This is a genomic window from Streptomyces sp. NPDC001220 (assembly GCF_053597895.1).
Genome location: NZ_JBSFJE010000018.1, coordinates 149,405 through 171,945, shown reverse-complemented (window position 1 = coordinate 171,945; position 22,541 = coordinate 149,405). Strand labels below are relative to the sequence as shown.

General features: G+C 71.7%; 23 protein-coding genes. 13 read left to right on the top strand and 10 right to left on the bottom strand.

The genetic code is table 11. The annotated features are described in order from the left end of the window. Positions 1–55 precede the first annotated feature (55 nt). Genes ACWDGI_RS35860 through ACWDGI_RS35850 form a run of 3 tightly spaced genes read right to left on the bottom strand, consistent with a single transcriptional unit; the run spans position 56 to position 2,446 of the window. The gene (locus tag ACWDGI_RS35860) at positions 56–664 is read right to left on the bottom strand and encodes a histidine phosphatase family protein (RefSeq protein WP_450766354.1); all 609 of its coding nucleotides are present in this window, start codon (positions 662–664) and stop codon (positions 56–58) included. Between the two features lie 3 nt (positions 665–667). Further along, entirely contained in the window at positions 668–1,198 is a 531-nt protein-coding gene (locus ACWDGI_RS35855) for a hypothetical protein (RefSeq protein ID WP_450766352.1), read from the bottom strand. A gap of 39 nt (positions 1,199–1,237) precedes the next feature. Further along, a complete protein-coding gene (locus tag ACWDGI_RS35850) occupies positions 1,238–2,446 on the bottom strand; it encodes a pyridoxal phosphate-dependent aminotransferase (RefSeq protein ID WP_450766350.1) in 1,209 nt (402 codons plus the stop codon). A gap of 81 nt (positions 2,447–2,527) precedes the next feature. Here ACWDGI_RS35850 and ACWDGI_RS35845 point away from each other — a divergent pair, with 81 nt between their 5' ends. Then, positions 2,528–3,154 carry a winged helix-turn-helix transcriptional regulator gene (locus ACWDGI_RS35845; RefSeq protein ID WP_450766348.1) on the top strand — a complete coding sequence of 209 codons (627 nt, stop codon included), beginning with the start codon at positions 2,528–2,530 and terminating at the stop codon, positions 3,152–3,154. A gap of 52 nt (positions 3,155–3,206) precedes the next feature. On the opposite strand, the gene ACWDGI_RS35840 is transcribed toward ACWDGI_RS35845, so the two are convergent. From ACWDGI_RS35840 to ACWDGI_RS35830, 3 genes are all read right to left on the bottom strand, one after another. Beyond that, positions 3,207–4,010 (bottom strand): hypothetical protein, encoded by an 804-nt coding sequence (locus ACWDGI_RS35840; RefSeq protein ID WP_450766346.1) that lies wholly within the window; start codon positions 4,008–4,010, stop codon positions 3,207–3,209. Then, positions 4,010–5,281, bottom strand: a complete 1,272-nt coding sequence (locus ACWDGI_RS35835; RefSeq protein WP_450766344.1) for a VWA domain-containing protein — start codon at positions 5,279–5,281, stop codon at positions 4,010–4,012. Before ACWDGI_RS35835 ends, ACWDGI_RS35840 begins: the two co-directional genes overlap by 1 nt. A gap of 107 nt (positions 5,282–5,388) precedes the next feature. Continuing rightward, positions 5,389–6,894: an IucA/IucC family protein gene (locus tag ACWDGI_RS35830; RefSeq protein ID WP_450766343.1), complete on the bottom strand. Its 1,506-nt coding sequence runs from the start codon at positions 6,892–6,894 to the stop codon at positions 5,389–5,391. A gap of 94 nt (positions 6,895–6,988) precedes the next feature. On the opposite strand from ACWDGI_RS35830, the gene ACWDGI_RS35825 reads away from it, so the two are divergent. The 5 genes from ACWDGI_RS35825 to ACWDGI_RS35805 all read left to right on the top strand — a co-directional run bounded on the left by ACWDGI_RS35825 (position 6,989) and on the right by ACWDGI_RS35805 (position 12,019). Next, a complete protein-coding gene (locus tag ACWDGI_RS35825) occupies positions 6,989–8,491 on the top strand; it encodes an IucA/IucC family protein (RefSeq protein WP_450766341.1) in 1,503 nt (500 codons plus the stop codon). A 427-nt stretch (positions 8,492–8,918) separates the two neighbouring features. After that, the gene (locus ACWDGI_RS35820; RefSeq protein ID WP_450766339.1) at positions 8,919–9,317 is read left to right on the top strand and encodes a nuclear transport factor 2 family protein; all 399 of its coding nucleotides are present in this window, start codon (positions 8,919–8,921) and stop codon (positions 9,315–9,317) included. A 162-nt stretch (positions 9,318–9,479) separates the two neighbouring features. Beyond that, a complete protein-coding gene (locus tag ACWDGI_RS35815; protein ID WP_450766337.1) occupies positions 9,480–10,622 on the top strand; it encodes a PP2C family protein-serine/threonine phosphatase in 1,143 nt (380 codons plus the stop codon). A gap of 219 nt (positions 10,623–10,841) precedes the next feature. Continuing rightward, on the top strand, positions 10,842–11,747 hold the full coding sequence (locus ACWDGI_RS35810) for a HipA family kinase (protein WP_450766335.1): 906 nt from the start codon (positions 10,842–10,844) through the stop codon (positions 11,745–11,747). Beyond that, positions 11,744–12,019: a SelT/SelW/SelH family protein gene (locus ACWDGI_RS35805; RefSeq protein ID WP_360475128.1), complete on the top strand. Its 276-nt coding sequence runs from the start codon at positions 11,744–11,746 to the stop codon at positions 12,017–12,019. The genes ACWDGI_RS35810 and ACWDGI_RS35805 overlap by 4 nt, the downstream gene beginning before the upstream one ends. Before the next feature lie 11 nt (positions 12,020–12,030). Here ACWDGI_RS35805 and aceB read toward each other — a convergent pair whose 3' ends face one another. Together aceB and ACWDGI_RS35795 are read right to left on the bottom strand one after the other, a co-directional pair. Beyond that, positions 12,031–13,653, bottom strand: a complete 1,623-nt coding sequence (gene aceB / locus ACWDGI_RS35800) for a malate synthase A (RefSeq protein ID WP_450766333.1) — start codon at positions 13,651–13,653, stop codon at positions 12,031–12,033. A gap of 184 nt (positions 13,654–13,837) precedes the next feature. Continuing rightward, positions 13,838–14,437 (bottom strand): nucleotidyltransferase family protein, encoded by a 600-nt coding sequence (locus tag ACWDGI_RS35795; protein ID WP_450766331.1) that lies wholly within the window; start codon positions 14,435–14,437, stop codon positions 13,838–13,840. Positions 14,438–14,594: 157 nt separating this feature from the next. Here ACWDGI_RS35795 and ACWDGI_RS35790 point away from each other — a divergent pair, with 157 nt between their 5' ends. Further along, complete coding sequence (locus tag ACWDGI_RS35790; protein WP_450766329.1) at positions 14,595–14,909, top strand: DUF5955 family protein; 315 nt, start codon at positions 14,595–14,597, stop codon at positions 14,907–14,909. Between the two features lie 5 nt (positions 14,910–14,914). Here ACWDGI_RS35790 and ACWDGI_RS35785 read toward each other — a convergent pair whose 3' ends face one another. Then, on the bottom strand, positions 14,915–15,706 hold the full coding sequence (locus ACWDGI_RS35785; RefSeq protein WP_450766327.1) for an IclR family transcriptional regulator: 792 nt from the start codon (positions 15,704–15,706) through the stop codon (positions 14,915–14,917). Positions 15,707–15,991: 285 nt separating this feature from the next. Between ACWDGI_RS35785 and allB the strand changes: the two genes are divergently transcribed. The 4 genes from allB to ACWDGI_RS35765 all read left to right on the top strand — a co-directional run bounded on the left by allB (position 15,992) and on the right by ACWDGI_RS35765 (position 20,045). After that, positions 15,992–17,332, top strand: a complete 1,341-nt coding sequence (allB, locus tag ACWDGI_RS35780; RefSeq protein ID WP_450766325.1) for an allantoinase AllB — start codon at positions 15,992–15,994, stop codon at positions 17,330–17,332. 52 nt (positions 17,333–17,384) lie between these two features. Further along, positions 17,385–18,506 carry an allantoicase gene (gene alc / locus ACWDGI_RS35775; protein ID WP_450766323.1) on the top strand — a complete coding sequence of 374 codons (1,122 nt, stop codon included), beginning with the start codon at positions 17,385–17,387 and terminating at the stop codon, positions 18,504–18,506. A gap of 82 nt (positions 18,507–18,588) precedes the next feature. Then, positions 18,589–19,398, top strand: coding sequence for an AIM24 family protein (locus tag ACWDGI_RS35770; RefSeq protein WP_450766321.1), 810 nt, complete (start codon positions 18,589–18,591; stop codon positions 19,396–19,398). A gap of 251 nt (positions 19,399–19,649) precedes the next feature. Then, positions 19,650–20,045 (top strand): ribonuclease, encoded by a 396-nt coding sequence (locus ACWDGI_RS35765; protein ID WP_450766319.1) that lies wholly within the window; start codon positions 19,650–19,652, stop codon positions 20,043–20,045. 66 nt (positions 20,046–20,111) lie between these two features. On the opposite strand, the gene ACWDGI_RS35760 is transcribed toward ACWDGI_RS35765, so the two are convergent. Continuing rightward, positions 20,112–20,312: a hypothetical protein gene (locus ACWDGI_RS35760; RefSeq protein ID WP_450766317.1), complete on the bottom strand. Its 201-nt coding sequence runs from the start codon at positions 20,310–20,312 to the stop codon at positions 20,112–20,114. Positions 20,313–20,482: 170 nt separating this feature from the next. On the opposite strand from ACWDGI_RS35760, the gene ACWDGI_RS35755 reads away from it, so the two are divergent. Further along, the gene (locus ACWDGI_RS35755; protein ID WP_450766315.1) at positions 20,483–21,745 is read left to right on the top strand and encodes a sensor histidine kinase; all 1,263 of its coding nucleotides are present in this window, start codon (positions 20,483–20,485) and stop codon (positions 21,743–21,745) included. Positions 21,746–21,807: 62 nt separating this feature from the next. After that, on the top strand, positions 21,808–22,470 hold the full coding sequence (locus tag ACWDGI_RS35750) for a response regulator (RefSeq protein WP_450766313.1): 663 nt from the start codon (positions 21,808–21,810) through the stop codon (positions 22,468–22,470). Positions 22,471–22,541 lie beyond the last annotated feature (71 nt).

Below are 22,541 nucleotides of genomic sequence, written 5' to 3'. Positions count from 1 at the left end.
CCGCGGAGCGCCGTCCGCCGTCCGCCGTCCGCCGTCCGCCGTCCGCCGAGCGCCGTTACCGGCCCGGCTCGCCCGGTCGGATGTTCCAGCCCGCGATGACCGGGCGGTCGTGTTCCGTGCCGAGACGGCACAGGGTGCCGGTCGCCAGTTGGAAGAGGGCGCCGTCGGCCGGGGGCAGGCCGAGACGGCGGGCGGTCAGCACGCGCAGGAAGTGGCCGTGGGCGACCAGCAGCACGACCCCCTCCGTGTTGGCGAGGGCGGCCTCGACCTTGGACAGCATCCGGTCGGCCCGCTCCCCGACCTGCTCCGGGGTCTCCCCGGGGTGCTCCGGCGGCCCGGGCGCCACCCCGTCGGTGAAGAGGAACCAGCCGGGCCGGGTGCGCTGGATCTCCACGGTGGTCACGCCCTCGTAGCCGCCGTAGTCCCATTCCCGCAGGTCGGTGTCGACCCGCGCGTCGGGCACGCCGATCAGCTCGGCGGTCTCCCGGGCTCGCTGGAGCGGGCTGACGAAGGCGGCGCCGATGCGGTGCGAGCGGATCAGCGGCATCAGCCGCCGTGCCTCCTCCCGCCCGTGCTCGGTGAGGGGCACGTCGGTCCACCCGGTATGCCGTCCGGACCGCGACCACTCGGTCTCACCGTGCCGGACGAGAAAGACATCAGCCATACGTCAGAGGCTATGAGCCCAGCGCTCCAGTTCGGCGAAGTCACGCGCCCGCAGACCGTGGCGGGAGTCGACCGGAAGGAGTAACGCGGGGGCGTCGTGATGGTCGGCGACATGGCGGACGTCCAGGTCGGTGACCATGTCGTCCACCCAGACGAACGGCCGCCCCGCCGCCCACGCCACGACGGTCCGCGTCTTCCAGTACAGCCCGTCCGGATCCTTGGCGAACAGCTCGGGCCACTCGATGACGGGCAGTTCGGGGAGCCCGACGGCCGGACCGATCATCTCGTTGGCCTCGTGCATCCAGGTGGTGGCCCAGACCGGCTCGTACGGCAGCGCGAGCAGCCGCGCCCCGTGCCCCGGGTGCAGCCGCACCCGCAGGCCCCGGCGGAGCCTTCGGGAGCCGGGCCGCTGGCGGGCGGACCAGTTCGCCGGGTGCAGCCTGTGGGTCACGTACCCGCGATGCCGCAGCAGCCGGGCCCGGAACGGGTTGAGGGGTCCGTCGACGTCGAGGAGGAGCAGCGGGCGCTGGGTCATGGGGAGGGGCTACCCGGGTTGCCGGTCCCGGGCACCGTGCTACTGCCGGTATCCGCTCAGGAACCGCCCGATCCGGCCGATCGCGGTCTCGAGGTCGTCGGCGTGCGGGAGGGTGAGGATGCGGAAGTGGTCCGGGGCGGGCCAGTTGAAGCCGGTGCCCTGGACGACCTGGATCTTCTCCTGGAGAAGCAGGTCGAGGACGAACTTCTCGTCGTCGTGGATCGGGTGCACCTTGGGATCGATCCGCGGGAAGGCGTACAGGGCGCCCTTGGGCTTCACGCAGCTCACACCGGGGATCTCGTTGAGCTTCTCCCAGGCCACCGTCCGCTGCTCGTGCAACCGGCCGCCGGGGACGACGAGTTCGCGGATGGACTGGCGGCCGCCGAGCGCGGCCTGGATGGCGTACTGGGCCGGGGCGTTGGCGCACAGCCGCATGGAGGCCAGCATGGTGAGGCCCTCCAGATAGTCCTTCGCGTGCTGCTTGGGGCCCGTGACGACCAGCCAGCCGGAGCGGAAGCCGGCCACCCGGTAGGTCTTGGACAGGCCGCAGAAGGTGAGGACCACCAGGTCGGGGGCGAGGGCCGCGGCCGAGTGGTGGACGGCGTCGTCGTACAGGATCTGGTCGTAGATCTCGTCAGCGAAGACCATCAGGCCGTGCCGGCGGGCCAGGTCGAGGATGCCCTCGACGATCGCCTTGGGGTAGACGGCACCCGTGGGGTTGTTGGGGTTGATGATGACCACGGCCTTGGTGCGGTCCGTGATCTTCGACTCCATGTCGGCCAGGTCCGGGTACCAGTCCGCCTGTTCGTCGCAGAGGTAGTGCACCGCCTTGCCGCCGGCGAGGGTGGTCACGGCGGTCCAGAGGGGGAAGTCCGGGGCCGGGACGAGGACTTCGTCGCCGTCCTCGATCAGCGCCTGTACGGCCATGGAGACCAGTTCCGATACGCCGTTGCCGAGGAAGACGTCGTCGACGCCCACCTCGAGGCCGAGCGCCTGGTAGCGCTGGGCCACGGCCCGGCGGGCGGAGAGGATGCCGCGTGAGTCGGTGTAGCCGTGTGCCTGCGGGAGCATCCGGATCATGTCCTGGAGGATCTCCTCCGGTGCCTCGAAGCCGAAGGCCGCCGGGTTGCCGGTGTTCAGGCGCAGCACGCTGTGGCCCGCCTCCTCCAGCGCGTTGGCGTGCTCGATCACCGGCCCGCGGATCTCGTAACAGACCTCACTGAGCTTGTTGGACTGCCGGAACTCCATGCGCCCCTCCGGAAACTCGTGTTGCTTGGTTTTACCAAGTAGCAGCTTGGAAAGTCCAACATCTTGTCTAGACTGCGTCGCATGTCACCTCGCCGAAGCTACGACCAGTACTGTTCCGCGGCCCGCGCCCTCGACGTGGTGGGCGACCGCTGGACCCTGCTGATCGTCCGGGAGCTGCTCGCCGGTCCCCGCCGCTACACCGACCTGCACGCGGATCTGCCGGGGGTCAGTACGGACGTCCTCGCCTCGCGGCTGAAGGACATGGAGCGGGACGGGGTCACGACCCGGCGGCGGCTGCCCCCGCCGGCCGCCGCGTACGTCTACGAACTCACCGCGCGAGGGCGGGAGTTGCTGCCGGTCATCCAGGCGCTGGGCAGGTGGGGGGAGCCCGAGCTGGGCGAACGCCGGCCCACCGACGCGGTCCGCGCCCACTGGTTCGCACTGCCGCTGCTGCGGGCCCTGGACGGCGAGGGGCTGGTCGAAGTCCGGCTCGGGGACGGGGACTTCCATCTGCACGCCGGTGCGGAGGACGGCCCGGTGTACGGCGACGGTCCCGCGCCGCGCGAACCCGACGCACGGCTCGTGCTCGACATCGGGACATGTACGGCCCTGGCCCGGGGGGAGTTGAGCCTGGCGGACGCGGTCCGGGCCGGGCGGGTCACGGTGACCGGGGACGGCGCGCTGGCGAAGGGGCTGCGGGACGCCTGAAACGGTGACCGGGCCCGCCGCGAACGGGGGCCCGGTCACCGGTTACGTCAGGTCAGGCGCCCGGCGGCACCCGGTACGGCCGTCCCGTCCCTCGGGTCAACGCGTATCCGCCGATGCCGGCCAGCGCGGCCAGCACCCCGCCGATCCCGGTCCACACCCAGCGGTCGGTCCACCAGCCGGAGGACCAGCCGTCGTCCGAACCGAAGCTGGAGAGCACCGCGGCCTTGCTGTCGCCGTCGCTCTTCTCGGAGCTGACCGCGATCCCGGGAACCAGCGGCTTCGCCAGCGAACCGTCCACCGCCGCCGAACCGCCGATGTCCTTCGAGTCCACCCGCACCTCGGCGCTCACCGGCTGGCCGAGGTCCGCGTTGCCGAGGTCCACCACCGTCAGCCGGACGTAGTACGTGCCGGGCAGCGGGTCGTTGGCCCACGGCTCCGACCAGGCCCGGACGGTGCGCGTCACACAGGCCAGCCGCACCGAGGTGGTGCCCTGCGCGGCCGTGCGGGTCGCCGCGCCGTACTGGCAGGCCTGGCGGCGCCGCAGCCCGTCGTACACGTCGAGCTGCCAGGTCTGTGCCGCGTGCGAGCCGGGCAGCTTCACCGTCGCCTGGACGTCGGGACGCCGGCCGGCGTCGGCGGGGAAGGACCAGTACAGGTAGTCGCCGGTCGACGCGCCCGCGGTGCCCTGCTGTCCCTGGTCGAGTTCGGTGGCCGTACGGAAGGACGTGCCCGCCTGGGTGGGCGCGCCACTGTCCTCCGAGGCGCTCGGGGAGGGCGAGGCGTCGTCGGCGGCGGCCGGGCCCGCGGCCAGGCCAACCGCCAGCAGGGCGGCGCTCAACACACGTGTGATCGACATCAGTTGGTCCTCCAGACCGCTACCCGCCAGCGCGACACCCAGCCCCACACCAGACCCGCGAGGAAGCCGGTCAGCACCAGCGCCCCGAGCAGCCACCAACCGCGGCCGAGACCGAAGGAGGCGACGTCGGACGCCTTCGACGGTCCGTCCACCACGTCGACCGTCAGCTCGACGGGCAGACCGGGGCTGGTCTTCACGCCGGCCGCGGCCGAGAAGGAGTTGGTCACCTGGAGACAGACGCTCTCCGGGGTGGTGTCCTCGTCGTCGCTCTCGGCCTTCGGGTACCGCAGACCGGTCGAGATGACATCCGTACGGCCCGTGCCCGACGCCTCGCCGCGCACGATCTCGCGTCCCTGCGCGGTCACCGCGCGCAACAGCACCCCGTAGTCCGGATTGACGGCCCGGTCGGCGGCGACGCTGACCGAAGCCCGCAGCTCCTGGCCGGGCTTGACGTCGACCTTGTACCACCGCTGCTGCCCGAACTCCTCGCGGTCGGTGTACAGCCCGGACTTCAGCGCGGGCGCCGAGGAGCACTGGCCGCTGCCGTCCGTGGCCACCGGCGTCACCACCGGATCGGCGGCCCGGTGCACCAACTGCCCGACCCGGTCGGTCAGTTCCTCCTTGTGCTGGACGGAGGTGTAGGTGCCGCCGGTCGCGTCCGCGATGCAGCTCAGCTGGTCCCGGGTCTTGGCGTCCGGCACCAGGCCGAGCGTGTCGATGGTCAGCCCGACGCCCTTGGCGGCGATCTCCCGGGCCACCTCGCACGGGTCCAGCGGCTGGCAGGTGTCCTCGCCGTCGCTGATCAGGACGATACGGCGGGTCCCGGAACCGCCTTGGAGATCGTCGGCCGCCTTGAGCAGCGCGGGGCCGATCGGGGTCCACCCGGTCGGCGAGAGCGTGGCGACGGCGGTCTTCGCCTCGGTGCGGTCCAGGGTGCTGACCGGGTAGAGCTGCGCGGTGTCCTTGCAGCCGGTCTTCTTGTCGTTTCCGGCGTAGTTGGCGCCGAGCGTGCGGATGCCGAGCTGGACCCCCTCCGGCGTCGCGTCGAGCACCTCGTTGAAGGCCTGCTTGGCCGCGGCCATCCGCGTGCCGCCGTCGATGTCAGCCGTCCGCATGGAACCGCTGACGTCCAGCACGAGCTCCACCTTGGGAGCGGCCTGACCCGTCTCGTCCGTCTCGTCGGCGACCGCTCCGCCGGGGAACGCGATCCCGGCCGCCAGGGCGGCGAGCAGAGCGCAGACTCCTGCCGCCGTCCGTTGTGTTCTGATCATCGGCGGATCCTATTGATCAGAGGGGCCGGGCTCCAAAACGAGGTCCGGATGCCAAAAGGAGAGCGGCCGGCGGGCCAACGGAGGGTGGCGGGCGGGAAGGTGAGCGCTCACTGCCCGTCGGCCAGTGGATTCGGCAGTGCCGCCCAGTGGTCGCCGGGTGCCTCCGGCGACAGCCGCATCAGCGTCAACGCCTTCGCCGGCACCGGTCCTTCGAGGAGGGCCGTCAGGTCGGGGGTGGCGGGAAGGTCCCGTACGGCCGTCCCCAGCGCCGTCGCCAGAGCCGGTCCGGAACCCGCCGTGCCGGCCAGGGCGCCCGCGACCAGAGAGCCGAACAGCTTGCGGCGCAGCGTCGTTTCGTCGTCCGTGACCAGGCGCCCCGTCAGCCCGGGCGGGGTGATGCCGTGCCGGGTCAGACGGGCCGGACTGAGGCGGATGTCGGCCAGGTCGCGATAGACCAGCCGCAGCGGCGCGCCGGTCCCGGACAGCACCACCAGGAGGTTCTGGCCGTGTGCTTCCAGGGCCACGCCCAGGTCCAGCAGCCGCAGCCCCACGGTCAGGGCGAGCCGGGTGAACTCGGCCAGCCAGGAGGGCGATTCCGGGAGGGCCGTGGTGGCGAGGGCGGCCACCGGCAGGACCCGCTCGCCCGGCGCCGCGTACGCCTCGGGCGACTCGCGCAACACGGCCGCCAGGTCGGGGGAGTGGGCGGTGGCCGCGCCCAGGGTGCGGGTGAAGTGCAGAAGCCCGTCCGTGCGGGACGCCAGGTCCGTCGCGAACGACGACAGGGTCATGGCCGCGTCGATCGAGTACGTCGAGATGTCCCGGACGGACGAGGTCAGCCGGGCGCTCAGCGCCGTCTTCACATGCGGTCCGCCGGGCAGGGCGAGGGTGCGCAGGGACATCAGGGGGTGCGCGGTCCGCCAGGGCTCGCCGGGGCCGCCCTTGAGGACATGGGCGGTCTGCCATGGATGCACCGGGATCAACAGCCGCCCGGCGTCCCGGAGTTCCTCCGGCCAGTCACCGGTCAGCAGACAGTCCCCGGCCGCCACCGGAACCGTCTCCAGCCGCACCGCCGGCCGGTGCTCCGGCCCGTACGCGAGCTGCTCCGCCACCGAGAAACCGGGCCGGGACCGGCAGTTGGGGTGGAAGGGATGCCCGTCGACCACCCGCTGCTCCCACTCCCAGTCCTGCCCGGGCCACTCCTTCGGAGGGAACTCCCGGTCGGCCCGCGAGAGCGCCAACGACGCCGCGCTGTGCCCCAGTTCGGCCGCGAACCCCGCCGAGTGCGGCCACCCCAGATCCGTCATCAACCGTGCCGGGTCGTCGTACGACACCCCGTCCAGTCGTACGGCGGTCACATACGCGTCGGTGGCGTACGGATCCGCGCGCGGGCCGTGCAGGGCGCGTCCGTCGGCCAGCCACAGGGCCAGGCCGTGCGCCCCGCGCACCCGGCGCGCCACCCACGGCAGCGGCTCGTGCGCCAGCGCCCGCCACAGCCGGGTCAGCACCGCCGCCCGCGCACCGGGCAGCTCGGCCGTGTACCCGGACACCAGGTCCGGCCGCGCCTCGGCCAGCTCCGTGGCGAGCTGTGTCTCGATGGGGGAGGGACGGTGCACGGGAGGGCTCCTCGGGGGACGGGTCCGACGGTCATGATGGCTGATGACGGCAGACATACTGATCGTGATCGGACCGTGTGGACGTAGAGAACGAATGGAACGCGTGGATCTCATGCCCCCCGGCGACGGCATCGGCGAGCGCGCCGACGCGTACGCTGCCGCGCCCCTGCTCAACTGTCTGCTGCGGGAGCTGGCCGAGCCGCTCCCGGGCACCGGGGAAGGGAAACCGCTGGTCTACCGGCTGCCCGGCGGCGGACGGCTGCTGCGGGTGCGCGGTGCGCGCAGGCCGGCCACGCCCGAGGTGTACGCGGCCGGCCGCTGGCACCGCATCGGCCACACCGAGCTGGTGAAACTCGTCGCCGAGGAACTGCGCGCGCACACCGGCCTGTCCAACGGTGACCTGCCGGCCGAGATGATCGACAGCCGGGACGTGGTCGCCGCGCTGCTCACGGCACGCGCCCGGGCGACGGCACCCGACGACCCGTATCTGCGCTCGGAACAGTCCCTCATCACCGGCCATCCCTACCACCCTGCCCCGAAGGCGCGCGGCGGCGGCCCGGTCACCGCCTGGTTGCCGTACGCGCCCGAGGCGCACGCCCGGTTCCCGCTGGTGCTGCTCGGGGTGCGCGAGGACCAGGTGGCCGAGGAGGGCGACATGTCGGCGCTGGACGCGCTGGCCGCCGTACCGCCGGGCTACCGGCTGCTGCCGGCCCACCCCTGGCAGCTCGACCTGGTCGCCCGTGACCTGGCCCCGGCCTTCGCCGACGGACGTCTGGTACGACTGCGGGAGACCGACTTCGCGGTCTGGCCGACGGCCGCGATCCGCACGGTCCACGAGCCGGAGCGCGATCTCTTCCTGAAGTTCAGCCTGGACGTCCGGATCACCAACGACATCCGCCGGCTGTGGGCGCACGACCTGCGGAAACTGCGCCGCACGGACACGGCCGCGACCGCCGCCTTCGCCGCGATGGACGGGCCCGCGGCCTGGCTCGGCGACCGTGGATACCGCACCGCCCGCTTCGCCTTCGAGGAACTCGCGGTCGTCGTCCGGGACGGGCTGCGCGGGGCGCTGCTGCCCGGAGCGACCCCGCTGCTCGCCGCCGGCCTGGTGGAGGGCTTCGAGGGCAGCCCCCTGGCCACGGCGGCGGATCCGGGTGCCTGGTGGCAGGCGTACCTGCGCGCGGTCGTACCCCCGGCGCTCATGGCCTTCGCCGACCACGGGGTCGTCATCGAGGCGCATCTGCAGAACACCCTGGTCGCCGTCGACCCGGACGGTACACCGGTGCAGGCGCTGTACCGGGACGCCGAGGGCGTCAAGCTGCTGGGCGACGTGGAGCGGGCCGCCGGGTGGGAGCGGCTGGTGTACTGCCTGGTCGTCAACCATCTGATCGAGGTCGCCGTCGTGCTCGCCGAGCGCCACCCCGGGTTCGATCCCTGGCCCGCGGCCCGCCGGGAGCTGGCACGGCATCGGCTCCCCGAGGTGGCCGGACTGCTGGCCGCGCCGACCCTGCCGGGCAAGACCAACCTGCTGCTGCGCTGGACGGGAGCGGACGGCGCCGACGCACGCTACCTGCCGCTGCCGAACCCCTTGGCCTGAAGCCGTGGCGGCCGGCGGGGCGGCCCGTCGGACCCGCCGCTGTACGCACGGGGTCCTGCCGCTGAGGGCCAGTGCGCGGCCGAACAGGGGCGCCTTCGTCCCGGTCCATTAGGGGACAATGGGAGAGGGCTCCTCCGGGAAGTGAATTCCCGTTCCTGCCGCGGGAGAGTTGCATTCCCTGGCCGCCAGTATTGCGTTCGGTACGACCGTAGTTCTGCATTCGGTACGACCGTGCGGCCCCTTCGTGCAAGTCTTCCTGAACCTAGGTCCGACTGGTCCACCTTCACCGCGCCCGCACCGCGCCGCGGGAGCCATACTGGCCATGTGAAGCACAACGGCGAACCGGGTGACCTTCTGTCCAACTGACTGCGAAGGCCTTTCGCGGGGGCGAGGCCACGGGAATCACATTCGATCACCGGAGACTCGCATGACAACGCCTGCACAGAACAAAGAGCTGGTACTGAATGCTTTCGACACCCTGTTCGGAAAGCGCGACTACCTGGCGGCCGAAGAGTTCTGGTCCGAAAAGTACATTCAGCACAGCAAGCATATTCCGCCGGGCCGTGAGGGTCTTTTCGGCCTTGTCCGAGGTCTCCCCGACACCCTTCGCTACGAGAACCAGTTCGTGATCGCCGAAGGTGACCACGTCATGCTGTACGGCCGCTATGCCGGCGGCGGCGCTCCCGCCGCCTCGGTGGTCGCCGACGTGGTCCGTGTCGAGGACGGCAAGCTCGCCGAGCACTGGGACGTCTGGGAGGACGAGGCGGCCCGACCGGAATCCGCGGGCGGGTGGCCGATGTTCGGCGACCGGTTTCCCGGCGAGTGAGTCCGGAGCCGGGAACGGGCCGGAGGCCGGGATCCGAGGCCCTCCACGGCGGCGCTGAACGCGGCCGGACGGTCACAGGAGGCCACACCGGGAATGGGGGACATGTCGGCATGTGTTCCGGAAGCAGGACGACGAGCACCGGAGCACGACGTGAGCGCTGCGATGATCACTGCATCTGTGGTCGAGACCCTGCGAGCATGGCGTCGTTCGACGCGCCCTCTGTGGCTGGTCGGGCCCCTCCTGCTGATCGTCGCGATCCCGGTGGCCGACGGGTTCCTGCCGCCGGACATCCATCTCGCCCATCTCCTCGTCGTCGCCGTCGCGGTCACCGCGGTCGGCGCCGGGCCGCGGGCCACCGCGCTGATCGGGGCACTGGCGGTCCTCGCGCTGGTCTACGCCGGCGTGGAACGGCGGTCACTGACCACCGAGAACGTTCTCGTCGAACTGGCCGCCCTGCTCGCCGTCTGTACCTTCTTCGTCCTCTTCACCCGGCTGCGGGACCGGCGCGACCGCGAACTCGTCCGGGTGCGCTCGGTGTCCGACGCGGCACAGGGCGTCGTGCTGCGGCCGCTGCCGCAGCGGGCCGGTCCGGTCACTCTCGCCTCGCGGTACCGCAGCGCCGAGGCGGACGCGACCATCGGGGGCGACCTGTATGCGGCCGCCCGGATCCCCGGCTCCACGCGGCTGCTCATCGGAGACGTGCGGGGCAAGGGGCTCCCCTCCATCAGTGACACGGCGATCGTGCTGGGTGCCTTCCGGGCCGCCGCCCACCGCCGGATCCCGCTGCCGGAGCTGGTCGCCTACATCGAGGACGCCGTCCAGTGGGGGCTCGCGGAGTTCTCGGAGCCGAACGAGGACGCCGCCGAGCGCTTCGTGACCGCCGCCGTCCTGGACATCCCGGACGACGAGCCGGTGGTGCATCTGATCAGCTGTGGGCACCCGCCACCCTTCCTGCTGCGCGGTTGCGCCAGGACGGCGCTGCCGCTGACGGTTCCCGAACCGTCGCCCCCGCTCGGCCTCGGCGTGTGGCCCGCCGACCCGCACGGCACGGACGGTGCCGGCGCCCGCTATGTGACGGCGACCTTCCCGTTCGAGCACGGTGACAGGCTGGTCCTGTACACCGACGGCGTCAGCGAGGCCCGTAACGCCGACGGCGACTTCTATCCGCTCGCCGAGCGCGCCACGGCCTGGGCGGACAAGGCGCCCGGTCCGCTGGTCGAGCGGCTCGCCGCGGACGTCCGGGCGTACACGGGCGGCCGGCTGCACGACGACATGGCCATGATCGTCGCCCAGCGCGACGCGTAGGTTCCGGTCCGGACGGCGGCGCCGCGCACCTGGTACCCGGCCGCCCCTGTCGGCGTACGCAACCGCCGTCGAGAGCAGCGGAGTCCGGGGCGATGCCGGCGCGACGGGTCGGGCCGCCCGGCTGTCACGCTTGGTTACTATGCTCACTTCATGCCCGGATCGCGGCACGGGGGAGCCATCCGTGGAAGGTAAGGCAGACGAGCGATGGGGCCTTGGAAGATGCTGAGAGAGGTTACCGCTGACCGGTATGTCGCTCCCCTGCGCTCTGGTGGCTCCGTACCCGGGATCGTCGAGGCCGACGACCTGGGGACGTACGTCGTCAAGTTCACCGGCTCCGCGCAGGGCCGCAAGGCGCTCGTCGCCGAGGTGATCGTGGGGGAACTGGCGCGGGCGCTCGGACTGCGCTTCCCCGAGCTGGTGCTCGTGCACTTCGACCCGGCGATCGCCGAGGACGAGCCGCACCAGGAAGTGCGCGAGCTGCACGCGGCCAGCGCCGGGGTGAACCTCGGGATGGACTTCCTGCCCGGCGCGAAGGACTTCACCCCGGAGATCGCCGAGGTCTTCCCGGTGGACCCGCTGGAGGCCGGCCGGATCGTCTGGCTGGACGCGCTCACCGTCAACGTCGACCGTACGGTGCACAGCTCCAACCTCATGGTCTGGCCGACGTTCGGCACCGCGCCCCCGCACCTGTGGCTCATCGACCACGGAGCGGCCCTCGTCTTCCATCACCGCTGGGACACCTCGGCACCCGAGAAGGCCTACGACTTCCGCCACCACGCCCTCGGCCGGTACGGCCCCGACACCCGGGCCGCCGACGCCGAACTCGCGCCCAGGGTCACCGAGAAGCTGCTCAGGGACACCCTCGCCGAGGTCCCCGACGCCTGGCTCACCGACTTCGGCACACCCGCGGAGATGCGTGAGGCCTACGTCGGCTATCTGCTGGCCCGGGTCCGGTCCTCCGCGCAGTGGCTGCCCACCGATTTCCCGGGCCGCGACCAGCTCGCGGCCGAGGAGGCCGCCCGCGCGGCCAGATCACAGCAGGGACGCCCGGCCTGGCTGAAGCAGGTTCCCGACCTGCACGGCAAGCCCGCGGCTCAACAGGATTGGTCGGTGCACCTCGGATGAGTGACAGCCAGCGCGTCGAGATCGAATACTGCACCCAGTGCCGCTGGCTGCCCCGCGCGGCCTGGCTGGCGCAGGAGCTGCTCACCACCTTCGAGGCCGAGCTGACCGAACTGGCCCTGAAGCCCGGCAAGGGCGGGATCTTCGTCGTCCGGGTGAACGACGAGGTGGTCTGGGACCGCAGGGAACAGGGGTTCCCCGAGCCCACGGCCGTGAAGCAGGCCGTACGCGACCGAGTGGCCCCGGGGAAGTCCCTGGGCCACTCGGACAAGTGAGCCTCTGAAGATCAGCCGCGCAGCTGCTGGTACGCGGGCAGCGTCAGGAAGTCCGCGTAGTCGTCGTCGAGGGCGACGGTGAGCAGCAGGTCGTGGGCCTGCTGCCAGTGGCCGGCCGCGAAGGCCTGCTCGCCGGTCTCCTTGCGGATGGTGTCGAGTTCCTCGGCGGCGATCTTGCGGGCCAGTTCCGGCGTGGCCTTCTCGCCGTTCTCGAACTCGACGCCCGCGTTGATCCACTGCCAGATCTGGGAGCGGGAGATCTCCGCGGTGGCCGCGTCCTCCATGAGGTTGAAGATGGCCACCGCGCCGAGACCGCGCAGCCAGGCCTCGATGTAACGGATGCCCACCTGGACGGCGTTGACCAGACCGGCGTAGGTCGGCCTGGCGTCCAGCGAGTCGACCGCGATCAGGTCGGCGGCCTCGACGTGGACGTCCTCGCGCAGCCGGTCCTTCTGGTTCGGCCTGTCGCCGAGAACCCGGTCGAAGGACTCCATGGCGATCGGGACCAGGTCGGGGTGGGCGACCCAGGAGCCGTCGAAACCGTCGTTCGCCTCCCGGTCCTTGTCGGCGCGGACCTTTTCGAAGGCCACCTTGTTGACCTCGGGGTCCCGCCGGGAGGGGATGAAGGCCGCCATGCCGCCGATCGCGTGCGCACCGCGCTTGTGGCAGGTGCGGACGAGGAGTTCGGTGTACGCCCGCATGAACGGGGCGGTCATCGTCACCGCGTTGCGGTCCGGCAGGACGAACCGGGGCCCGCCGTCACGGAAGTTCTTGACGATGGAGAACAGGTAGTCCCAGCGGCCGGCGTTCAACCCGGAGGCGTGGTCGCGGAGTTCGTAGAGGATCTCCTCCATCTCGTACGCGGCCGTGATCGTCTCGATCAGCACGGTGGCGCGGACCGTGCCCTGCGGGATGCCGACGTGGTCCTGGGCGAAGACGAACACGTCGTTCCACAGCCGGGCTTCGAGGTGCGACTCGGTCTTCGGCAGGTAGAAGTACGGTCCCTTGCCGAGGTCGAGCAGCCGCTGCGCGTTGTGGAAGAAGTAGAGCCCGAAGTCGACGAAGGCGCCCGGCACCTGCTCGCCGTCGACCTCGATGTGCCGCTCGTTCAGGTGCCAGCCGCGCGGCCGCATCACGACCGTCGCCAGCTCCTCGTCCGGGCGCAGGGCGTACGACTTGCCCGAGCCGGAGTCCGTGAAGTCGATGTTCCGGGTGTAGGCGTCGATCAGGTTCAGCTGGCCCAGGACGACGTTCTCCCAGGTCGGCGCGGAGGCGTCCTCGAAGTCCGCGAGCCAGACCCGGGCGCCCGAGTTGAGGGCGTTGATGGTCATCTTGCGGTCGGTGGGGCCGGTGATCTCGACCCGGCGGTCGTTGAGCGCCTCGGGGGAGGGGGCCACCCGCCAGGATTCGTCCGCGCGGATCGCGGCGGTCTCCGGGAGGAAGTCGAGCGTGGAGGTGCGGGCGATCTCGGCGCGGCGCTCGGCCCGGCGGGCGAGGAGTTCGGCACGGCGCGGCGAGAACCGCCGGTGCAGCTCGGCGACGAAGGCGAGCGCCGCGTCGGTGAGGACCTCCTCCTGCCGGGGCAGGGGCTCGGCGTCGACGATGGCCGGCGGAGACGGCGCTGGTGCGGACATGAGCTGTCACTTCCTTCAGCGGTGGCACCGGGTGCCAGTCGTTCCGGGTAGAGCGAAGCACACCCGATCAGGGGTCGGGCGCTTCTGAACAGTGGATACTAGTTTCCTCATTGTGGAAGTTCAATGGTTTGTTGATGTCGAGATTCTCCGGGTCGAGCCAAGGTGGCGCTCAGTGCCATCCCATTCACTCAAGGTGGCCCAGATCCGCTTCGGTGTCGATGTCGAACGGCTCGGCCACGTCCCCGCACTCGACCAGGGCGATGGCCGCCTCGTGGGCCTTGAGATAGGCGCGGGCGCCCCGGTCCCCGGTCGCGCTCGCGGCGATCCCCGGCCAGTGCCGGGAGCCGAACAGCACGGGATGGCCGCGCACCCCGTCGTAGGCGGCCGCCACCAGCGAGTCCTCGTCCCGGTATCCGCCGAGTACCCGGGCCACCGCCTTGTCCCCGATCCCCGGCTGGTCCACCAGCGACACCAGGGCGGCCCGCACCCCTGTCCCGGCGAGCGAGGCCAGCCCCACCCGCAGCGAGGACCCCATGCCCTCGGCCCAGTCCGGGTTCTCCACGATCACGCAGCCGCCCAGTTCGGCCCGCTCCCGCACGTCGTCCGCACGGGCCCCCAGCACCACGTGCACCGGCCCGCAGCCGCCCGCGCGCAACACGCCGACCGCGTGCTCCACCAGGGGGCGCCCGCGATGCGTGAGCAGTGCCTTGGGCCGGCCGCCGAGCCGTCTGCCACCGCCGGCGGCGAGCAGCAGCCCGGCGATCTGGTCATGCGTGTCCGTCATGCGTCCTGCATACCCGACGTGGGGTCGGACGGCCGGTTCCGCAGGGCTGAATTTCGGTCCGCGCTGTAGCGCGTCGAGCACGGGAAGGCGTTTACTGACCCGCGTCGCCAGCCGCCCGACCACCGTCAAGGGGCGACGGGCGAGGGGGGGGAGAGCTGTGTTGCGGAGCTTGGGACAGAGACCAGTGACCGGCAGTGACGAGGATCCGAGAGTGACGGAACTACGGACGGCGGTCTCCCGACTGCGCCGCGAACTGGCCGCGCATCCGGCCGAGTTCACGGACCGCGCGATAGCCGAGGACGAGCTGGCCGCCCTGGCGGCGATGGCCGTCGGCGGCATGCCGGAGATCCCGCGGCTGCGCCGCTCCCTGTTACTGATCGCGGGAGCCATCGGTTCGGTGAGCGCACTGTCCCGGGGTCTGTCGGACGTACGCCAGGCGGTGGACCTGTTCGGGGAGACGCCGAGGCGCTGAGCCTCTCAGGCCCCAGAACTCGCCAGCGCCTCGGACAACTCGACGGCCACCTGCTGGAGCACGGGCACGATCTTCTCCGTCGCCGCCTCGGTGACCCGTCCCGCGGGTCCGGAGATCGAGATCGCCGCCGCGGTGGGCGAGTCCGGCACGGACACCGCGAGGCACCGCACCCCGACCTCCTGCTCGTTGTCGTCCACGGCGTACCCGAGCTGCCGTACCTCCGCCAGGGCGCTCAGGAACCCCTCCGGGGTGGTGATCGTCCTCTCCGTGGCCGCCGGCATGCCGGTCCGTGCCAGCAGCGCCCGCACCTCGGCGTCCGGCACACTCGCCAGCAGCGCCTTGCCCACCCCCGTGGAGTGCGGCAGCACCCGCCGGCCCACCTCGGTGAACATCCGCATCGAGTGCTTCGACGGCACCTGCGCCACGTACACGATCTCGTCCCCGTCGAGCAGCGCCATGTTCGCCGTCTCGCCGGTCTCCTCGACCAGCCGCGCGAGGTACGGCCGTGCCCAGGTGCCCAGCAGCCGGGACGCCGACTCGCCGAGCCGGATCAGCCGGGGCCCGAGCGCGTACCGCCGGTTGGCCTGCTGGCGTACATAGCCGCAGGCGACCAGCGTGCGCATCAGCCGGTGGATCGTCGGCAACGGCAGCCCGCTGCTCGCGGACAGCTCGCTCAGGCCGACCTCGCCGCCCGCGTCCGCCATCCGCTCCAGCAGGTCGAAGGCGCGCTCGAGGGACTGGACGCCGCCGCCGTTGGACTTGGCGGAGTCGGTGGTGCTGGCGCTGGACGTCGGCACGGCGCGTTCCTTTCGGGGCTGCCTTTCGGACCGGGCAGAAGAGCAGAAGCCTACCCGGCGGCCGGTTGACGCCCTTCTTGTGCGTAGCTACGTTCTACTTGGCGGAATTCTAATTCCACTTTGTGGAAACGTCCAGAGTGTGAGCCTGTGCGGCCTCGAGAAGCAGTGTGCCCTTGACGGCGCGGGGGCGGGAGTGAAGACTCCTTCAACAGAACGTTGAATTCCGTTACATGGGTGTAAATCCCGTTTCCCGGAAGTAAAACGGCGGCAGAGAGAGGGGTCCGGGTGTCCGACGCTGAACTGGTGCTGCGCTCGACGCGCGTCATCACCCCGGAGGGGACACGGGCCGCTTCGGTCGCCGTGTCCGCCGGGACGATCACTGCCGTACTGCCGTACGACGCCCCCGTCCCGGCGGGCGCCCGCCTGGAGGACTTCGGCGACGACGTGCTGCTGCCCGGCCTGGTCGACACCCATGTGCATGTGAACGACCCGGGCCGCACCGAGTGGGAGGGCTTCTGGACCGCCACGCGCGCGGCGGCGGCCGGCGGCATCACCACCCTCGTCGACATGCCGCTCAACTCCCTGCCGCCGACCACGACCGTCGACAACCTCAGGGTCAAGCAGGCGGTCGCCGCCGACAAGGCGCACACGGACGTCGGTTTCTGGGGCGGCGCACTGCCCGACAACGTCAAGGACCTGCGGCCGCTGCACGACGCCGGGGTCTTCGGTTTCAAGGCGTTCCTGTCGCCGTCCGGCGTGGACGAGTTCCCGCATCTCGACCAGGAGGGGCTCGCGCGGTCCCTGGCGGAGATCACCGCCTTCGGCGGCCTGCTGATCGTGCACGCCGAGGACCCGCACCACCTGGCCGCCGCCCCGCAGCACGGCGGCCCCAAGTACGCCGACTTCCTGGCCTCGCGTCCGCGCGACGCGGAGGACACGGCGATCGCGCAGCTGATCGCGCAGGCGAAACGCCTCCACGCGCGCGTGCACGTCCTGCACCTGTCCTCGTCGGACGCCCTGCCGCTGATCGCCGAGGCCAAGCGGGACGGCGTACGGATCACCGTCGAGACCTGCCCGCACTACCTCACCCTCACCGCCGAGGAAGTCCCGGACGGCGCCAGCGAGTTCAAGTGCTGCCCGCCCATCCGGGAGTCGGCCAACCAGGACCTGCTCTGGCAGGCACTGGCCGACGGCACCATCGACTGTGTGGTCACCGACCACTCGCCCTCGACCGCCGACCTGAAGACCGCCGACTTCGCGACCGCCTGGGGCGGCATCTCCGGCCTCCAGCTCAGCCTCCCCGCCGTGTGGACGGCGGCTCGCGAGCGCGGCCACGGTCTTGAGGACGTGGTCCGCTGGATGTCGGCCCGCACGGCCGCGCTCGTCGGCCTCGACGACCGCAAGGGCGCCATCGCCCCGGGCCGGGACGCCGACTTCGCCGTCCTCGCGCCCGACGAGACCTTCACCGTGGACCCGGCGGGCCTCCAGCACCGCAACCAGGTCACCGCCTACGCGGGCAAGACCCTGTACGGCGTCGTGAGGTCCACCTGGCTGCGCGGCGAACGCATCGTCGCGGACGGCGCGTTCACGGCCCCGAAGGGACGCCTGCTGACCCGCACCCCCTGACCACCGCTCGCTTCCGCACCCGCAGCGGCCGACACCGAGAGGAAGACCTTCTTTGACGGCGATCCCGACCTTCACCGGCGACGCGAACCCCTACTCCGGCGGCGACCCGTACGCCGACTACCGCACCGCCGACCTCCCCTTCACCCAGTACGCCAACCTCGCCGACCGGCAGCTCGGCGCCGGGGTCATCGCCGCCAACGACGAGTTCTTCGCCCAGCGGGAGAACCTGCTGGTGCCCGGGCGGCCCGAGTTCGACCCCGAGCACTTCGGGCACAAGGGCAAGATCATGGACGGCTGGGAGACGCGCCGCCGACGCGGTGCCTCGGCCGGGCACCCCTGGCCGACGGCCGAGGATCACGACTGGGCGCTGGTCCGCCTCGGCGCCCCCGGCGTCGTCCGCGGGATCGTCGTCGACACGGCCCACTTCCGCGGCAACTACCCGCAGGCGGTGTCGGTCGAGGGCACGTCGGCACCGGGCTCGGCGTCCCCCGAGGATCTTCTCGGCGACGACGTGAAATGGACGACGCTCGTCCCGCGCACGCAGGTGGGCGGCCACGCGGCGAACGGCTTCGCCGTCTCCGTCGAACAGCGCTTCACCCACCTCCGCGTCAACCAGCACCCCGACGGCGGCATCGCCCGCCTGCGCGTGTACGGCGAGGTCGCCCCGGACCCCGAGTGGCTCGCCGCGCTCGGCACCTTCGACGTGCTCGCCCTGGAGAACGGCGGTCAGGTCGAGGACGCCTCCGACCTCTTCTACTCACCGGCCACCAACACCATCCAGCCGGGCCGCTCCCGCAAGATGGACGACGGCTGGGAGACGCGCCGGCGCCGCGACCAGGGCAACGACTGGATCCGCTACCGGCTGGTGGCCCAGTCCCAGATCCGGGCGATCGAGATCGACACGGCGTACCTGAAGGGCAACAGCGCCGGCTGGGCGTCGGTGTCGGTGCGGGACGGCGAGGACGGCGAGGACGGCGACTGGCGGGAGATCCTCCCGCGCACCCGCCTCCAGCCGGACACCAACCACCGCTTCGTCCTGGCTTCCCCCGCCGTGGGCACGCACGCGCGCGTGGACATCTTCCCGGACGGCGGGATCTCCCGCCTGCGGCTGTTCGGAACGCCGACGGAAGCAGGAGCGGCATCCCTGGCCACAAGGCACCGCGAACTGTCCTGAAGCCTCCTCGCCCGCCCGCCCGGCCTCCGCAGGTACGGGCGGGCGACGGGAACCGCCGAAGCGTCGGCTACGTTCTTTCCCCGTGACCCTTCAGCAAGAAATCGTCGGCAACGCCATGCAGATGGCGGTCGTCAACCTGCACCCCGGCCAGACCGTCTACTGCGAAGCCGGAAAGTTCCTGTTCAAGACCACGAACGTGACCATGGAGACCCGGCTCAGCGGCCCGAACGGCGGGGGCCAGCAGCAGGGCGGTGGCGGCGGCATGGGCGGCATGCTGCGCCAGGCCATGGGCACCGCCATGCAGGTCGGCCAGCGGATGCTCGCCGGCGAGTCACTGGCCTTCCAGTACTTCAGCGCGCAGGGCGGTGAGGGCACCGTCGGCTTCGCGGGCGTGCTGCCCGGCGAGATGCGCGCCCTGGAGCTCAACGGCACGCGCGCGTGGTTCGCCGAGAAGGACGCCTTCGTGGCGGCCGAGTCCACCGTCGAGTTCGGCATCGCCTTCCAGGGCGGCCGCACCGGCATGAGCGGCGGCGAGGGCTTCGTCCTGGAGAAGTTCACCGGCCACGGCACCGTGATCATCGCCGGCGCCGGCAACTTCATCGACCTCAACCCCGCCGACTTCGGCGGCCGCATAGAGGTCGACACGGGCTGTGTCGTCGCCTTCGAGGAGGGCATCCAGTACGGCGTCCAGCGCGTCGGCGGCCTCAACCGCCAGGGCCTCATGAACGCCGTCTTCGGCGGCGAGGGCCTCTCCCTGGCCACCCTGGAGGGCAACGGCCGGGTGATCCTGCAGTCCCTCACCATCGAGAGCCTCGCCAACGCCCTGAAGAAGGCCCAGGGCGGCGACAAGCAGGGCCCGACGGGCGGACTGTTCTCCACGCACGCGGGGTGAGCCGCCGCAGGGACGATCACGGCCGATGAGGTGCGGGCGCCCGCCGGGTGCGGCGACGCGGAATGCGGCGGGTTCGTCACCGGGGTCTTCGACCGGGTCGGCGGTCGGCGCCCTCCTGCTCGCGCGGCCGGGGCCCGCCCCGTGAAGGCCGCGGGCCCCAGGTTAACTCCCTGAAAACTCACGGGACTTGCCGGAAAATTCTCCAGACTTGTCATTGACATGCCACTGTCTACGCGCGTCATCATGAAGCCATGAGATTCCCCCCACGAATCACCCGCACCGGCGCCGCCGGCGTCGTCCTGTCCGCCCTCCTCGTCGGCGGTACCGTCACCGCCACCACGGCGGACGCCGCGGCCGCCTCGGTCGGCAGCATCTGCTACAGCGACCTGCCGTCACAGGCGTACGACACCCTCGACCTGATCGCGTCGGGCGGTCCGTTCCCGTACTCGCAGGACGGCGTCGTCTTCCGCAACCAGGAGGGCGTGCTGCCCAGCCAGGCGAGCGGCTACTACCACGAGTACACCGTGAAGACGCCCGGTTCTTCCACGCGCGGCGCACGTCGCATCGTGACCGGCAAGAAGACCCAGGAGGACTACTACACGGCGGACCACTACGTGACGTTCGACCTGGTCGACTTCGGCTGCTGAGTTCCCGGCCGAGTCCACCGGCCGATCGCCGGGAAAGGCGCGCCCGGCCGGAGGTCGGGTCCGCGTTCAGCCTGACCTCCGGCTCTCCGCGACGGCGAACAGCGCGATCGCCAGCACGATGAGTGCGACGCTCGCGTAGACGCCGTAGCCGTCGAGGAAGCCGAGCCGTTGCACGAGACCCACGTGCCAGTGGGTGAACTCGTGCAACAGGCCCAGCGCACCCTGCACCAGAGCGACGAATCCGAGCAGTTCCAGCAGCTGTTTCACAGCACGACTCTCGCCCCGCGGCCGCCCCCCATACCATCGGCCGCGGGGCGAGCCGTGGCCGCCGGAAGTCGCCACGCACGCGCGCGTGCCGTGCCGAAAGTCCACACGAGCCCGACTTTGGTCGACGATCCCGTTCTCGGGGAGGTGTCACCGGCGGGCCCTGCGTAGATTTGTCGACCGTGAGCGGTGACATCTCGGTACGGACGTTCGAACGGCGGCGGTGGCTTTTCCCGTCCGCCATGATCCATGAACTCGATCCCGACGCCGGCCCGGCCGGCCGGCGGCCCAGGCGCACCGCGCGGGACTGGCTCGTCGACTTCAGCTGTTTCCTGCTCGCCGTCCTGCTGGGCGTGGCCGCCGCGAACACCATGCGGCAGGACCCGAACGTCTCCCACGGCCTCGCGGTCTCCGACCAGCTGATCGGCGGTCTGGCCTGCGCCGCGGTCTGGCTGCGCCGCCGCTGGCCGACGGGCCTGGCCATCGCCATGGTCCCGGTCGGCTTCGCCTCCGACACCGCGGGCGGCGCCGCCATGGTCGCCCTGTTCACGCTCGCCGTGCACCGCCCGTTCCGGTACGTCGCCTGGATCGCCGGCGCCAACCTCGCGCTGGTCCCGCTCTTCTACTGGCTGCGTCCCGACCCCGACCTGCCCTACCTGGCCGTCGTCATCCTGGTCGTGCTCTTCACCCTCCTGGTCATCAGCCTCGGCATGTTCGTGCGCTCCAAGCGGCAACTGATGGTCAGCCTGCACGACCGGGCCCGGCGGGCCGAGACCGAGGCCGGGCTGCGCGCCGAGCGGGCCCAGCGGCTGGCCCGGGAGGCCATCGCCCGGGAGATGCACGACGTCCTCGCCCACCGGCTGACCCTGCTCAGCGTGCACGCCGGGGCCCTGGAGTTCCGTCCCGACGCGCCCCGGGCGGAGATCGCCCGGGCGGCCGGGGTGATCCGGGAGAGCGCCCACGAGGCCCTCCAGGACCTGCGTGAGATCATCGGCGTCCTGCGTGCCGCGGACGGCGACGAGGCGGGGGGCCGGCCGCAGCCCACGCTGGCCGCCCTCGACGCGCTCGTCGGCGAGTCGCGCGAGGCCGGCATGAAGGTCACCCTCGACAACCACGTCGGCGACCCGGCGGCCGTCCCCGCCTCCGTCGGCCGCACCGCCTACCGCATCGCCCAGGAGGGCCTCACCAACGCCCGCAAGCACGCCCCCGGCGCCGAGGTCACCGTGCGCGTCACCGGAGCACCCGGCGACGGCCTGGACATCACCGTGCACAACCCCGCCCCGGCGGCCGACGCCCCGCACGTCCCCGGCTCGGGCCAGGGTCTGATCGGCCTGACCGAACGCGCGACGCTGGCCGGCGGCCGGCTGGAGCACCGGGCCACCGGCGACGGCGGCTTCGAGGTGCGGGCCTGGCTGCCCTGGGGGGCCGCCGCCTGAGCCACCGTGCCCGGCGCCCGAACGGCCACGTGATGTCGTACCCGCGTGATTACGTAGGAGCCATGACCGCGATCAGACTGCTGCTCGTCGACGACGACCCCCTGGTGCGGGCAGGGCTGTCCCTGATGATGGGCGGGGCCGGGGACATCGAGATCGTCGGGGAGGGCGCCGACGGCGACGAGGTCGAGGCGCTCGTCGACCGCACCCACCCGGACGTCGTCCTGATGGACATCCGGATGCCGTCCGTGGACGGGCTCACCGCCACCGAGCGGCTGCGCGCGCGTGCGGACGCCCCGCAGGTCGTCGTCCTGACCACCTTCCACGCCGACGAACAGGTGTTGCACGCCCTGCGCGCGGGGGCCGCCGGGTTCGTCCTCAAGGACACCCCGCCCGCCGAGATCGTGGACGCGGTGCGCCGGGTCGCGGCCGGTGACCCCGTCCTGTCGCCCGCCGTCACCCGCCAGCTGATGCGGCACGCGGCGGGCACCCGGGCCGACACCCGGCAGGCACGCGCGCGTGACCGGCTCGCCGCCCTCAACGACCGCGAACGCGAGGTCGCCGTCGCGGTCGGCCGGGGCCTCGCCAACGCCGAGATCGCCACCGGCCTGTTCATGAGCGTCGCCACCGTCAAGACCCACGTCTCCCGCATCCTGGCCAAGCTCGGCCTGAACAACCGCGTCCAGATCGCGCTGCTGGCATACGACGCGGGACTGCTGGAGGAGTAGGGGCACCAGCCGGGCGCCCCGAACGTTCTCCCGGTACGGGACGGCCTCGGGGACCTCCTGAAGGGGGAGTA